This window comes from Mesorhizobium sp. LSJC269B00 (genome assembly GCF_000502815.1).
In the GTDB taxonomy this organism is placed as follows: Bacteria; Pseudomonadota; Alphaproteobacteria; order Rhizobiales; family Rhizobiaceae; genus Mesorhizobium.
The window spans coordinates 524,877-537,791 of record NZ_AYVN01000002.1 but is presented as its reverse complement, the minus strand read 5'-3'; the positions used below and the strand labels follow the sequence as shown (position 1 = coordinate 537,791).

Annotated in this window: 15 protein-coding genes; 3 read left to right on the top strand and 12 right to left on the bottom strand. The window is 63.4% G+C overall.

Going from position 1 to position 12,915, the window contains the following annotated elements; genetic code table 11:
• Positions 1 to 20: 20 nt before the first annotated feature.
• The 6 genes from X771_RS157935 to X771_RS157960 form a co-directional block, all read right to left on the bottom strand.
• Complete coding sequence (locus X771_RS157935; protein WP_023687141.1) at positions 21 to 941, bottom strand: pirin family protein; 921 nt, start codon at positions 939 to 941, stop codon at positions 21 to 23.
• 9 nt (positions 942 to 950) lie between these two features.
• Positions 951 to 1,217, bottom strand: a complete 267-nt coding sequence (locus tag X771_RS157940) for a DUF2277 domain-containing protein (RefSeq protein ID WP_023668432.1) — start codon at positions 1,215 to 1,217, stop codon at positions 951 to 953.
• Between the two features lie 38 nt (positions 1,218 to 1,255).
• Positions 1,256 to 1,507, bottom strand: coding sequence for an exodeoxyribonuclease VII small subunit (locus X771_RS157945; protein ID WP_023668433.1), 252 nt, complete (start codon positions 1,505 to 1,507; stop codon positions 1,256 to 1,258).
• A 3-nt stretch (positions 1,508 to 1,510) separates the two neighbouring features.
• Positions 1,511 to 2,437 (bottom strand): histone deacetylase family protein, encoded by a 927-nt coding sequence (locus X771_RS157950; RefSeq protein ID WP_023687140.1) that lies wholly within the window; start codon positions 2,435 to 2,437, stop codon positions 1,511 to 1,513.
• A 71-nt stretch (positions 2,438 to 2,508) separates the two neighbouring features.
• Positions 2,509 to 3,492: a hypothetical protein gene (locus X771_RS157955; RefSeq protein WP_023687139.1), complete on the bottom strand. Its 984-nt coding sequence runs from the start codon at positions 3,490 to 3,492 to the stop codon at positions 2,509 to 2,511.
• Positions 3,493 to 3,586: 94 nt separating this feature from the next.
• Complete coding sequence (locus X771_RS157960; protein ID WP_023687138.1) at positions 3,587 to 4,195, bottom strand: TetR/AcrR family transcriptional regulator; 609 nt, start codon at positions 4,193 to 4,195, stop codon at positions 3,587 to 3,589.
• Positions 4,196 to 4,313: 118 nt separating this feature from the next.
• On the opposite strand from X771_RS157960, the gene X771_RS157965 reads away from it, so the two are divergent.
• Positions 4,314 to 5,537, top strand: coding sequence for an MFS transporter (locus tag X771_RS157965; protein WP_023687137.1), 1,224 nt, complete (start codon positions 4,314 to 4,316; stop codon positions 5,535 to 5,537).
• A gap of 329 nt (positions 5,538 to 5,866) precedes the next feature.
• Here the strand turns inward: X771_RS157965 and ribB are convergent, their stop codons facing one another.
• Positions 5,867 to 6,967 carry a 3,4-dihydroxy-2-butanone-4-phosphate synthase gene (gene ribB, locus X771_RS157970; RefSeq protein WP_023668438.1) on the bottom strand — a complete coding sequence of 367 codons (1,101 nt, stop codon included), beginning with the start codon at positions 6,965 to 6,967 and terminating at the stop codon, positions 5,867 to 5,869.
• Between the two features lie 73 nt (positions 6,968 to 7,040).
• Positions 7,041 to 8,156, bottom strand: a complete 1,116-nt coding sequence (gene aroC / locus X771_RS157975) for a chorismate synthase (RefSeq protein ID WP_023687136.1) — start codon at positions 8,154 to 8,156, stop codon at positions 7,041 to 7,043.
• A 183-nt stretch (positions 8,157 to 8,339) separates the two neighbouring features.
• Between aroC and X771_RS157980 the strand changes: the two genes are divergently transcribed.
• Positions 8,340 to 8,594, top strand: a complete 255-nt coding sequence (locus X771_RS157980; RefSeq protein ID WP_023687135.1) for a DUF1344 domain-containing protein — start codon at positions 8,340 to 8,342, stop codon at positions 8,592 to 8,594.
• 82 nt (positions 8,595 to 8,676) lie between these two features.
• Here the strand turns inward: X771_RS157980 and X771_RS157985 are convergent, their stop codons facing one another.
• From X771_RS157985 to mddA, 3 genes are all read right to left on the bottom strand, one after another.
• Entirely contained in the window at positions 8,677 to 9,264 is a 588-nt protein-coding gene (locus tag X771_RS157985; protein WP_023687134.1) for a histidine phosphatase family protein, read from the bottom strand.
• 46 nt (positions 9,265 to 9,310) lie between these two features.
• Entirely contained in the window at positions 9,311 to 10,132 is an 822-nt protein-coding gene (gene fabI, locus X771_RS157990) for an enoyl-ACP reductase FabI (protein WP_023687133.1), read from the bottom strand.
• Positions 10,133 to 10,351: 219 nt separating this feature from the next.
• Complete coding sequence (gene mddA / locus X771_RS157995) at positions 10,352 to 11,086, bottom strand: methanethiol S-methyltransferase (RefSeq protein ID WP_023687132.1); 735 nt, start codon at positions 11,084 to 11,086, stop codon at positions 10,352 to 10,354.
• Positions 11,087 to 11,273: 187 nt separating this feature from the next.
• Between mddA and X771_RS158000 the strand changes: the two genes are divergently transcribed.
• A complete protein-coding gene (locus X771_RS158000) occupies positions 11,274 to 11,909 on the top strand; it encodes a TetR/AcrR family transcriptional regulator (RefSeq protein WP_023687131.1) in 636 nt (211 codons plus the stop codon).
• Between the two features lie 19 nt (positions 11,910 to 11,928).
• Here X771_RS158000 and X771_RS158005 read toward each other — a convergent pair whose 3' ends face one another.
• Positions 11,929 to 12,858, bottom strand: a complete 930-nt coding sequence (locus tag X771_RS158005) for a J domain-containing protein (RefSeq protein ID WP_023687130.1) — start codon at positions 12,856 to 12,858, stop codon at positions 11,929 to 11,931.
• Positions 12,859 to 12,915: the final 57 nt, after the last annotated feature.

Below are 12,915 nucleotides of genomic sequence, written 5' to 3'. Positions count from 1 at the left end.
TGACGCGGGTGATGCTGACGTTAATTGTCCGGTAGCGGAATGAACTCTTCCTCATCTCCAGGAACGATATCGAAGCGGCCCGTCTTCCATTCCTGCTTGGCCTGTTCGATGCGTTCCTTCGACGACGAGACGAAGTTCCACCAGATGTGGCGCGGAGAGCCGAGCGAAGCGCCCCCGAAGAGCATGAAATGGGCGCCGCGCTCGGACGACACGACGATCTCGTCACCAGGCCGGAACACCAGCAGCCGTTCGGCCGGAAAACGGTCGCCCGAAACCGAGACATCGCCGTCCAGCGTGTAGATGGCGCGTTCCTCGGCGTCGGCGGGAATTTTGACGCTGGCGCCGGGCGCCAGCCTCAGATCGGCGTAGAGCGTCTCGGTGTCGGCTCTTACCGGCGAGCGCAGTCCCTGGAAATCGCCGATCACCACGCGGCCGGAAACACCTTCGGCGTCGATCTCGGGCAGAAGGAGCGCGGCCGTGTTCTCGAACACCGGCGCCACTTCCTCCTTGCCGTCGGGCAAAGCCAGCCATGTCTGCAGGCCGGAGACCGACATTGGCGCGCCGCGCAGTTCTTCGGGCGTGCGCTCGGAATGGACGATACCGCGGCCGGCGGTCATCAAATTCACGTCGCCCGGCTGGATGACCATCTCGGTGCCGAGCGAATCGCGGTGCCTGATATTGCCGTCGAACAGATAGGTGACGGTGGAAAGCCCGATATGCGGGTGCGGGCGCACATCCATCGCCTGCCCGGCGCGCAAGATGGCCGGCCCCATGCGGTCGAAGAAGATGAAGGGACCAACCAGCCGCCGCTTTGCCGTCGGCAGAGCGCGGCGAACCTGGAAGCCGCCAATATCCTTGGCATTCGGAATGACCATCAACTCGATCTGGTCGCTGGCGAAGGCGTCGCCAGGCTCAGGGTCCTTGCCGGGAAAGAAACTCATTGGATTTCCTTATGCGAAGCGCAGCGCCGATTTGGCTTTCGCCTTGGCCGCCACCTCTTCGCGATTGCGCGGATGGTGTGTGGTTTCGAGCGAATGCAGCAATTCATGCGCCGATTCGGCGATCGCCTCGACGGCGCGGTCGAAGGCTGCCTGGTTGCGCTGCGAGGGGCGCGTCGTTCCGCTCAGTTTGCGCACGAATTGAAGGGCGGCGTCGCGGATCTCGTCATGGGTCGCCGGCGGCTCGAAATTGAACAGGGTCTTGATGTTTCTGCACATGCTTGAACTCCTATCTGCTTTATGCCCGCCCCATTCCACTACTCCGCGTCGAGCGGCTCCGTTCCCACCGGTTTGCCATCACGCGACAGCCTGATCTTCTCGACCTTGTCTTCGGCCGCCTTCAGCAGCCGGTCGCAATGGGCCTTCAGCGCCTCGCCGCGCTCATAGATCTTGATCGACTGGTCGAGCGGCACGTCGCCGCGTTCGAGATCATCGACGATCTTCTCCAGCGCGTCGAGTGCCTGCTCGAAGCTCATCGCCTTGACGTCTTCATTTGCTTCGCCAGCCATACTTTACCCCTTCATCAGCCGCCCGACATGGGCGGCCACCGAAAATGCCAGTCCTTGCAGATCGTAGCCGCCCTCGAGCAGGCTGACGAGCCGGTTGCCGCTGTGGCGCCCGGCGCGTTCCAGCAACTGGCCTGTCGCCCAGTCGAAATCGTCCTCGCTGAGGTTGATCTCGGCCAGCGGGTCGCGATGGTGAGCGTCGAAGCCTGCGGAAATTATGATCAGATCGGGCGCGAAATTATCGAGCGCCGGCAGGACGCGCGACAGCAAGGCATCGCGAAACATGTCCGAGCCGGTCTGCGGCGCCAGAGGGGCGTTGACGATGTTGCCGGCGCCGGTTTCGGTCTTGGCGCCAGTGCCGGGATAGAGCGGCATCTGGTGCGTCGAACAATAGAGCACCGAGGGATCGTCCCAGAAAATGTCCTGCGTGCCATTGCCGTGATGCACGTCCCAGTCGACGATGGCGACACGCTCGGCGCCGTGTTTCTTCTGCGCGTAGCGGGCCGCGATCGCCGCGGTGTTGAACAGGCAAAAGCCCATGGCCGTGGTCTTTTCGGCATGATGGCCGGGCGGACGCGCGGCGACGAAGGCATTGGCAACGCTGCCCTCGAAAACATCGTCGACGGCAGCGTTGGCCGCACCGATGGCAGTGACCACTGCCTGCCAGCTTTTCGGGCTGGCGCTGGTGTCGGCGTCGATCGAGGCAATGCCGCTTTCAGGGATCGCGGCGCGGACGCGGGCGACGAAATCCTCGGGGTGGGCGTAGAGGATTGTGGCCTCGTCGCCTTGCGGCGCCGTTACCCGATCGAGTGCGGTGAAGGCCTCGTCGTCGAGCACGCGCTCGATAGCGCGCAAGCGGTCCGGCCGCTCCGGATGACCGGGGGGCGTCAGATGTTCGAGGAAGATCGGATGGGTGTAGAGCCGGGTGACCATGACCCGATATAGGCGCGCCCGGCCGCTTTGACCATGGTTTGACGCCTCACCGCCCCGACGTTCAACAGGGATTACACCCCGGGCGCGGGCTGCGTCCAGCGCGAGCCGCCGAAGGAAGCCACCGCCTTGTCCCTGAGTTCCCTGAACTTGGACGACGCCTCGGCCAGCCGCTGGTCCCATTCGGCGTTCGGCACCTGGCCTTCGATAGTCCTAAAATAGACCTGCATCAGGCAGGCGATGGCGAAGGGTTCGATGAAGGCCGCCTTGAAGGCCCAGGCAAGGAGGATGGCGAGCACGAAGGCCCAGCCGCCGAGCTGCCCCGGTATGAACCACATGATGGCGGCGGCCGGCGCCAGCATCAAAAGGAAGATGACGAAGGACACGGCCCACATGATGACAGCCAGCCAGACCGCGTTCTTGACCATGGTCTTGCCGTTCTGGGCATAGAGCACGACGCCTTGCCGGGCGGTTTCGAAGGGCGACGACGAGTTGATGCGGATGTTGTAGCCGAGGATGATCTCGTCGACATAGGTCAGCGACAGGCGGATGACCGTATTGATGAACGCGACCAGGCCGCCGAGACCCGGAATGGGCAGGAAGGCGGCGATGCCGCCGATCAGGCCGGTGATGGCGCGGATGGCGCCCTTGACCAGCTGGTCGACCACGAAAAGGATGTTGGCCTCGGCGAAACGCTCCTTCACCACGTCCTTGGCGTAGGCGATCTGGTCCTGCCCATTGGGAACGTCCCGGCCATCGATCAAATGGACCATGACGGCGATATGGCCGGCCTTGACGACGTAGAGAATGTATTCGCGGATCCAGTAGAGCGCGATCGAAACGATGCCGATGCCGACGATGCCGCCCCACAGTGCAAAGGAAAGCGGCCCGTCGGGATCGGTGGAGATATGGCCGACGCCATAGCCGACGGAGGCGCCGCTGCCGGTCGCCACGATATAGGCGAGCGTGATGCCGAAATAGACGATCATGCGAAAGACGATGAATGGCCATGTCCTGATCATGATGGACACCGACCTGCCGATTTCGAAATCCCACATGCGCCCGAATCTCCCCTCAGAGATGGACGGCGAGGATGAACCCGGGCCGGGAATTGTCAATCTCGGCAAATGCCGGGTCTCGGCCGACCAGATTTCAGGCCGGCTGCGAGTCCTGCTTTTTAAGCAAGCCTTCAAGCAACTGCTGGAAGGCCGCCACCACGGTCTTCGACGTGGCTTCGGGGTCGTTCGAATTGGCGATGCGCTGTGCCGCCTGGCTGCTGGCGCCGTTGATTAGTCTTGCGGCGGTTTCCGGGTCGACGCCGGGGACGACCACCCCCTCCTGCTGCAGCCTGGTCAGATGATCGGTCATTGAACCGACGCAGGCATTGGCATTCGGCCATTGCGCCGGATCGCCGAGCACAGCCGGACCGTCGCGAAACATGATGCGCTGGATTTCCGGCTCCAGCGCCATCTCGATATAGGTCGTGCATTCGTCGACAAAACGCTGCCAACGGCTTGGCGCCCGCGACGCAATCTCATGGATGCGGACGGCCATCTCGCCATCGATTTCGGCGATGACGGCCTGCAGCAGGCCCTTCTTGTCGCCGAAATGATGGTAGAGCGCGCCGCGCGTCAGCCCGGCCAAGGCGGTGAAGTCGTCCATCGACGCGTCGGCATAGCCGATTGTGCCGAAAGCGTGGCGGGCCGCCGTGATCAGCTTGGCGCGCGTTTCGGCAATCATCTCCTTGCGGGGTCTGTGCATGGTTCTGGCCTTATTCACATACGCTTCGTATGCCAATTGACATACGCGGCGTATCGACTACCTATATTCATACGCATCGTATGTAATTGTCGAATTGGCCTTTGTCGAGGAACCAGCCATGCAAAACCCATACTCGGAAATCTTTCGTGCCCCTGGAGCCAAGGGGTTTGCCGCCGCGGGCTTCCTCGCGCGGCTGCCGATCGCCATGGCGCCGATCGGCATCGTGGCCATGCTCTCGCAGACGCGTGGCGAATACTGGCTGGCGGGAGCTGTCTCGGCGACGTTCGCGCTGAGCAACGCTTTCGTGGCGCCGCATATATCACGGCTGGTCGATCGCCTCGGCCAGACGCGGATCGTGATTCCGACCACCATCCTCACCGTGCTCGCCTTCGCGGTGCTGATTGCCGCAGCCAATCAGGACTGGCCGGTGTGGACGCTGTTTGTGTCGGCACTGGCGGCCGCCGCCATGCCCAGCATGCCGGCGATGGTGCGCGCGCGCTGGACCGAGATTTTTCGCGGCCGGCCGCAGATGAACACCGCATTCGCCTTCGAATCGGCGGCGGACGAACTCGTCTACATTGCAGGCGCATCGCTGTCGGTGGGCTTGAGTGCCGCTCTGTTCCCGGAAGCCGGTGTCCTGGTCAGCACGCTATTCCTCGCCCTTGGCTCGGCAGCCTTCATCCTGCAGCGTTCGACCGAACCACAAGTGCGGCCGGTGAATCATGTCTCGAGCGGCTCGGCAATCCGGCTCAGGCCGGTGCAGATCATCACCTTCGCCCTGATCTTCGTCGGCGCCACCTTCGCGACGACGGAAGTGAGCACGGTGGCGATCACCAAGGAACTCGGCCAGCCGGGCGCCGCCAGCCTCGTCATCGGCGTCTATGCGCTGGGATCGTTCGTGCTCGGCCTTATCGTCGGCGCGCTCAACCTGAAAGCGCCGCTGCAGCGCCAGTTGGCCCTCGCGGTCGCCCTCGTTGCGCTCGGCACGCTGCTGCCGCTCACCGCCGACACGGTGCCGCTGCTGGCGCTGACCGTTTTCATCAGCGGCGTGGCGATCTCGCCAACCTTCATCACCGCCTTCGGCCTGATCGAACGCCACGTGCCGGAAGCGATGCTGACCGAAGGCATCACCTGGGTGATGACAGGCATCGGCATCGGCATGGCGCTCGGTTCGTTTGCCGCCGGTGCGGTGGTGGATGAATTCGGCGCCCGCAACGGGTTCTGGGTCTCGGTGGCGGCCGGCGTCATCGCATTGGTGACGGTGTTGCTGGGCCAGCGCAGCCTGGCCACCCACACATGCGAGCTGGACGGATGCGACGCGGCCGCCGTTCCCGCGGAGTGAGGATATGGCCTGACGTTGGCTTTGGAGACGATCGCAAACGTTCGGAATTAGGTGAGGCCTCTGGTGTCGTCATCCACGCGCGAGCGGGAGCGAAGCGGCCGCGCAGACCCGAGGACCCATTCCGTTACCTTGACCGAAGGGTGCAGCGGAGCAGACTTCTGCACCGTTGCAACGCGTCGAAGTCGCGGCATGGATCCTATGGTCTGCGCCGCGTCGCTTCGCTCCTTGCTTCGCCATAGGATGACGAACGCGTGGAGGCTTCAGCAAATCGCAGAAGCAGGCGACCTGCCCGCGCAATTTTTTCGGCAGCGTCGCTCTTGCGCGACGAACTAGATAATCTCAGTTTTCGCGATGTGAATCCCAAAGCCTTCAAGCCCGACATAGTGGCGCTCGCGCGAGGCGATCAGGTTGATCGAGGAAATGCCGAGATCCTTCAGGATCTGGGCGCCGAGGCCGATTTCTCGCCACTCGTTCTCACGGCGGCGGGCCTCTTCGTGGTCCTCACGGTCGGCACTCATCGGCCGGTTGCGCTCCTGATGGGCGACGCCGACCGAACCCTCCCGGAGATAGACGATGACGCCGCGCTTGCGTTCGCCCATCGCCTTCATAATGGCGTCGAGCCGGTGGCTGGTGCCGAACACGTCGGTCACCACATCCTCCGAATGCAGCCGCACCGGCACGTCCTCGCCGTCACGGATGTCGCCGAAAACGACCGCGACATGGTGCATGGAGTCCCAGGGCAGCGTGTAGGTGAAGACCTGTGCCTTGCCGCCGAGTGTGTCGATTTCGGAGCAGGCGACGCGTTCGACCAGCGTTTCCTTGCGCTGCCGGTAGGCGATGAGGTCGGCGACCGAGACCTGCTTGAGGCCGTGTTCCTCGGCAAAGCTCGCCACCTGCGGGCCGCGCTTGACGGTGCCGTCGTCATTGACCAACTCCGAGATCACGCCAACCGGCGGCAGGCCGGCAAGTTTGCACAAGTCAACCGCGGCTTCGGTATGGCCCGAGCGCATCAGCACGCCGCCTTCCCTAGCGATCAGCGGGAAGATGTGGCCGGGCCGGACGAAATCCGAACCGCCGACATTGCCGTTGGCTAGGTTGCGCACGGTCAGCGTGCGGTCCTCGGCCGAAATGCCGGTGGTGGTGCCATGCTTGAAATCGACGCTGACGGTAAAGGCCGTGGTGTGGGCGGAATCATTGTCGGCGACCATCGGCTGCAGATTGAGCCGCTTGGCCTCCTCGCGCGGCATCGGCGTGCAGACGATGCCGGAGGTGTGACGGATGATGAAGGCCATTTTCTCCGGGCTGCAATGCACGGCGGCAACGATCAGGTCGCCCTCGTTCTCACGCCCGTCATCGTCCATGACGACGACGATCTCGCCGCGTTCGAAGGCGCGGATGGCTTCGACGATTTTCTTCTGATCGTATGGCATTGGCTCGCTTCGCTCGCAGGGAATAGGGTTGGGCAGTAGGAGTTAGGGAAGGAAGGACGGGCTGGCCTATTGCCTAATCCCTACTGCCTAATCCCTGGCCTGTCTGTCCCCGGTGCCGCAGATAATGGTCCGCGATGGCGCAGGCAACCATGGCTTCGCCGATCGGCACGGCACGGATGCCGACGCAGGGATCGTGGCGGCCCTTGGTCATGACGTCGACGTCGTTGCCGTCCTTGTCGATGGATTTGCGCGGCGTCAGGATCGACGAGGTCGGCTTGACGGCGAAGCGGGCGACGATCGCCTGGCCGGTCGAGATGCCGCCCAGAATGCCGCCGGCATTGTTGGACAGGAAGACCGGCTTGCCGTCATTGCCGATGCGCATCTCGTCGGCATTCTGTTCGCCGGTGATGCGGGCGGCCTCGAAGCCGTTGCCGATCTCGACGCCCTTGACGGCGTTGATCGACATCAGGCCGGACGCGATGTCCTGGTCGAGCTTGGCGTATATCGGCGCGCCAAGGCCGGCTGGCACGCCGTCGGCGACGATCTCGATAACCGCGCCGACCGAGGAGCCGGATTTGCGGATGCCGTCGAGGTATTGCGTGAAGACGGGAACGGACGCCGGATCGGGGGTGAAGAACGGGTTTTCGGCGTCACCGATGAAATTCCAGTTCCAGTTGGCGCGGTCGATGGATTTCTCGCCCATCGAGACCAGCGCGCCGCGCACCACCATGCCGGGCACCACCTTGCGCGCCAAGGCGCCGGCCGCCACGCGAGCGGCGGTCTCGCGGGCCGAAGAACGGCCGCCGCCGCGATGGTCGCGCAGGCCGTATTTGACGTCATAGGTGTAGTCGGCGTGGCCGGGACGGTACTGGCGGGCGATCTCGCCATAGTCCTTGGAGCGCTGGTCGACATTCTCGATCAGCATCGAGACGGGCGTGCCGGTGGTGATCATCGACTCGCCGTCCTCGTCGAGGATGAAGCCGGACAGCACCTTCACCTCGTCCGGTTCGCGGCGCTGCGTCACAAAACGTGACTGGCCGGGGCGGCGCTTGTCGAGTTCGGCCTGAATTTCGGCCCGTGTGAAGCGGATGCCGGGCGGGCAGCCGTCGACGACACAGCCGAGCGACGGGCCATGGCTTTCGCCCCAGGTGGTGACGCGGAAGAGATGGCCGAACGTGTTGTGAGACATGAATTTTAGCCCTGCCCGGCAGCGGACCGGATCAAAGGTGCGTTCTATTGGCGTTTTCCACAGCGGTCAAACTGTGATCCGGCGGTTTTAGTTTTGACACATTCGGTTGGTTTCTGCTCTCTTCCATCCGCCCGTTGAAAGCTCGCCGCCATCCGTGCAGGCGCAATGACAAAGAGGACGACGATGCGTACCCTGATTGGCGCTGCTGCCGCCATGTTGCTGATTTCCACCGCCGCCTATGCCGGCCAGACCGAAGGCCTGATCAAGAAGGTCGACAAGGACGCACTGACGCTGACGCTGGAGGACGGCAAGTCCTTCAAGCTCAACGCCGAGACCGATCTCGATTCGCTGAAGCCGGGCATGGATGTCGTGATTGCCTATGACGTGACGAATGGCGAGAACGTCGTCACCGACATGGAATTGCCCGACACCGAATAAGACCGACGCCGAACAGGGTCTTGCCGCTCGGCGGAGCCCTGCACGGATAAACAGGACAGTCGTCCTGTTTATCTGCTCGAACCTAAAGCCAATCCAGACGCCCGTCCTGCAGCCTGAGCACCCGGTCCTGCCGCACTTCCAGGTTTGCCGCTTCGTGTTCGGAAACACCCTTGACCATCCGAAACAGGGTCCGCACGACGCCACCATGCGTGACGCAGACCGTCTGGTGGTCGAGCGCGTCGAACCACGGCTTCACCCGTTCGAGCAGCATCTGGTAGCTTTCGGCGCCCTCGCCCGGCGGCTGGAAATTCCATTTGTTGCGTCGTCGCGCCTTCGCCGAGCCCGGCATCCGCGCATCGAGTTCGGCATAGGTAAAGCCCTGCCAGTCGCCAAAGTGCACCTCGACCAGACGCGGGTCGGTGCGGTAGGCATCGGGATCGAGCTGCATCGCCAAGCGCAGCCGCTGCATCGTCTCGCGCGTCCGCTTCATCGGGCTGGCGACAAAGTCGAAATCCTCAGGGTTCTGGATCAGTTCGGCCAGCCGCCGTCCATTGCGGGTCGCCTGCTCGCGGCCGAGCGCGTTGAGATCGGTGTCGGCCTGGCCCTGCAGCCGCGACTCGGCATTCCACTGCGTCTGGCCATGGCGCACGATGTAGACGAGCGGAACCATCAGGTCTTCCGGAAATCAGGACAGGCGGGCGGAAACCGCGGCAGAACTATTCCTTGACGGTCGAAATATCCGGCGCGTCGACCGCCTTCATGCCGACGACGTGATAGCCGGAATCGACATGGTGCACCTCGCCGGTGACGCCACGCGACAGGTCCGACAGGAAATACACGGCGGAATCGCCGACTTCTTCCTGGGTGACGGTCTGCTTCAGCGGCGAATTGTATTCGTTCCACTTGAGGATGTAGCGGAAGTCGCCGATGCCCGAAGCAGCCAAGGTCTTGATCGGCCCGGCCGAGATGGCGTTGACGCGGATCTTCTTGCCGCCGAGGTCGACGGCGAGATAGCGCACGCTGGCTTCCAGCGCGGCCTTGGCGACACCCATGACGTTGTAATGCGGCATGACCTTTTCAGCGCCATAATAGGTCAGCGTCAGCAGCGAGCCGCCATCGGTCATCAGCGCTTCGGCGCGCTTGGCGATGGTGGTGAAGGAATAGACCGAAATGTCCATGGTGCGCAGGAAATTGTCGCGCGTCGTCTCGACATAGCGTCCGGTCAACTCGTCCTTGTCGGAAAAGGCGATGGCATGGACGAGGAAGTCGAGCTTGCCGTCCCAATGCCTGGCGACATTGGCAAACACGTCGTCGAGGCTCGCCGGATCAGTGACATCGCAATGACCGGCGACAAAGGCGCCCAATTCCGCAGCCAGCGGCTCGACGCGCTTCTTGAACGCCTCGCCCTGATAGGTCAGCGCGATCTCGGCGCCATGGTCGACGCAGGCCTTGGCGATGCCGTAGGCAATCGATCTGTTGTTGGCGACGCCCAGTATAAGCCCGCGCTTGCCGGCCATTAGGCCCTGTCCACCCGCCATGTCAGCGCTCTCCGAAAGGTTTTCTGCTTTGGAGTGCCTATCGCACACGCAGAAAGGCGCATCAAGCACAGACGGGGCGCGCGTTCAATTCAGACACTCGGCGTGACAACGAATGGGGGATAATAAGGTTGTTGTGAGATTCGAACGCCTCACTGCGGCCAGCGCGCCTTGACGGCCCAGGCCGGGCAGCCGAATCGGCTGGCCGGCACCGCATCGGCCCTATCCAGCCATTTTGCGCCAGGGAATGAGCATTCCCACCTGCTTGCGGTAGAGGCGGTACTGATCGCCAAACATCGCGACGAGATCGCGTTCCTCGAGGAAGATGCCGAGCAGGATGTAGCCGGTGCTGCCCGCCGCGAACAGAAGATGGCCCCATGTCATCGACGGCGTCGCCCAGAAGGCCAGGAGAAAGCCGACATAGAGCGGGTGCCGGACCCATTTGTAGAACAGCGGCGTCCTGAACACGGGCGGCGCCGGTTCGCTCTTGCGCAAAGCGGCGAGAACCTGGCGCAAGCCGAACAGTTCGAAATGGTTGATCAGAAAGGTGCTGGTCAACAATACCGCCCAGCCGAGCCAGAACACGCCATGGATGACGGCGACCCAGACCGGGTTCTCGACCGTCCAGACGAGACCGGGGATCGGCCGCCATTGCCAGTAGAGCAGCAGCAGGATGAGGCTGGCCAAAAGCACATAGGTGCTGCGTTCGGCCGCGTGCGGGACAATCTGTGTCCACCAGCGCTTGAAAACCGGCCGCGCCATGATGCTGTGCTGGGCGGCGAAAAGGCCGAGCAGCAGCGCATTGACGATGACGGCTTCGACCGGACTTCCAGCGACTCCGGAATCGATGGATTTCGGCACGACCATGTTGCCGACGAAACCGACCGCATAGAGAAACGAACCGAGAAAAATCAGGTATGCGGCAACGCCGTAGATAAGGGTGATTACGCCCGCCATGACTGCCCCTCCATGCAAGCATCAGGATTCGGTCGGTCGACCGAATTCAGTGTCAAAAACCATAAATTCTCTGACGAGTCAACTTGATCGGTCGCTCGACCGAGATAGAGTGGAGGGACGTCCAGCCCCGGACAGGAGAAGCTATGATCCGCCCAGATTGCACCGCTAACAGCGGCAGCCACGCCGCATGACGGACGCTGCCGAAGCCGTTACCCCGCCGCAGAGCAAGCAAAAGCGCGACACGCGCGCCGAACTGATTTCGGCCGCCGAGTTATGCCTCCATCAAGGCGGTTATGCCGATCTGTCGACGCGCCGCGTTGCCGAGATCGCCGGCGTTCCGCTCAGCCAGATCCATTACCATTTCGGCTCCAAGGAACGGCTGTTCCTGGCCCTGCTGGACCATCTGAACGAGGGCCTGCTGAAGCGCCAGGCGGAGACCTTTGCGGCACCGATGCCGCTGTGGCAACGCTGGGAGCGCGCTTGCGATTTCCTCGACGATGATCTGGCGTCCGGCTATGTCCGGATCCTGCACGAGATGATCGCGGCAAGCCTGTCGAGCCCCGAAATCGCCAAGGCGGTGCGCCGCGACCTGCGCGGATGGTTCGAACTGCTGGACGGACTGGCGCAAGAGGCGGAGCAGCGGTTCGGCGGCCTCGGGCCATTCTCCGCCGCCGAAGTAACCAGTCTGGTCAGCGCCGCCTTCCTCGGCAGCGAGACGATGATCCTGCTGGAGATCGAGGGCCCGCATGTCCCGGTGCGGCAGGCGCTGCGCCGCTTCGGCGAAACCATCCGGCGGATGGAGGAAGCGGCGCCCGGCAGCTAGCCAGCCAAGTCGAGCCGCATCAGCCTTTGCGGCTGCGCATCAGCGCTTCGAGTTCGCTGTCGCCGCCTTCCGGCAGCATGATGCGAACATGGGCGTAGAGATCGCCATGGCCGCCGGCCTTTTCCGGCAAGCCCCTGCCCTTCAGGCGCAGCACCTTATCGGAACTCGACCAGGCCGGAATGTTGACCGCCAGCCTGCCGGTCGGCGTGTCGACCGGCACCTTGGCGCCCAGCACCGCGTCGGCCAACGCTACCTCCAGATCGGCATGCAGGTCACGGCCTTCGATCCGGTAGCGCGGGTGCCTGCGGATACGGATCTTGACCAGCGCATCGCCCGGCTGTCCCGGCCCCTGCTCGCCCTGGCCCTTCAGCCGGATGGTCTGGCCATCCTCGACATAGACCGGCAGCTTGACCGCGATCTTGCGGCCGTCGGGGAACATCGCCGTCACCTTTTCGGCGGTCGCTATCTCCTCGATGGTGACGTCGAGCGTGACGTTGAGATCGGCGGCTGTCGCCTGCTGGCGGCGGTCGCCGGCGCCAGCGCCGCGCGCACCGGAAAAAGCGTCGCCAAAGATCTGGCTGAAGATGTCGCTGTTGCCGTCGAAAGGATCGCCGCCCGGGCGGCCCGAACGGAATTCGAAGCGCGAGCCGCCGGCGCCCTGCTGGCGGCGGAAGCCACCGAACGGATCGCCGCCACCGGCCGCGCCCTCGAAGCCCTGGAATTTCGGCTTGCCGTCGGCGTCGATCTCGCCGCGGTCGAAGGCCGCACGGTTCTTCTCGTCGCCGACGACCTCATAGGCCTGATTGGCGGCGGCAAAACGGTCCTTGGCCTTTGGATCATTCGGATTCTGGTCCGGATGATACTTCTTGGCGAGCTTGCGGTAGGCCGATTTTATGTCCTTGGCCGATGCGTTCTTGGCCACGCCCAGCACCTCATAGGGGTCGCGCATGCGTCCTGCCCTGGAAAATGAGTTAAATCCACGTTGGCCCTTATATGCGCTCCCATA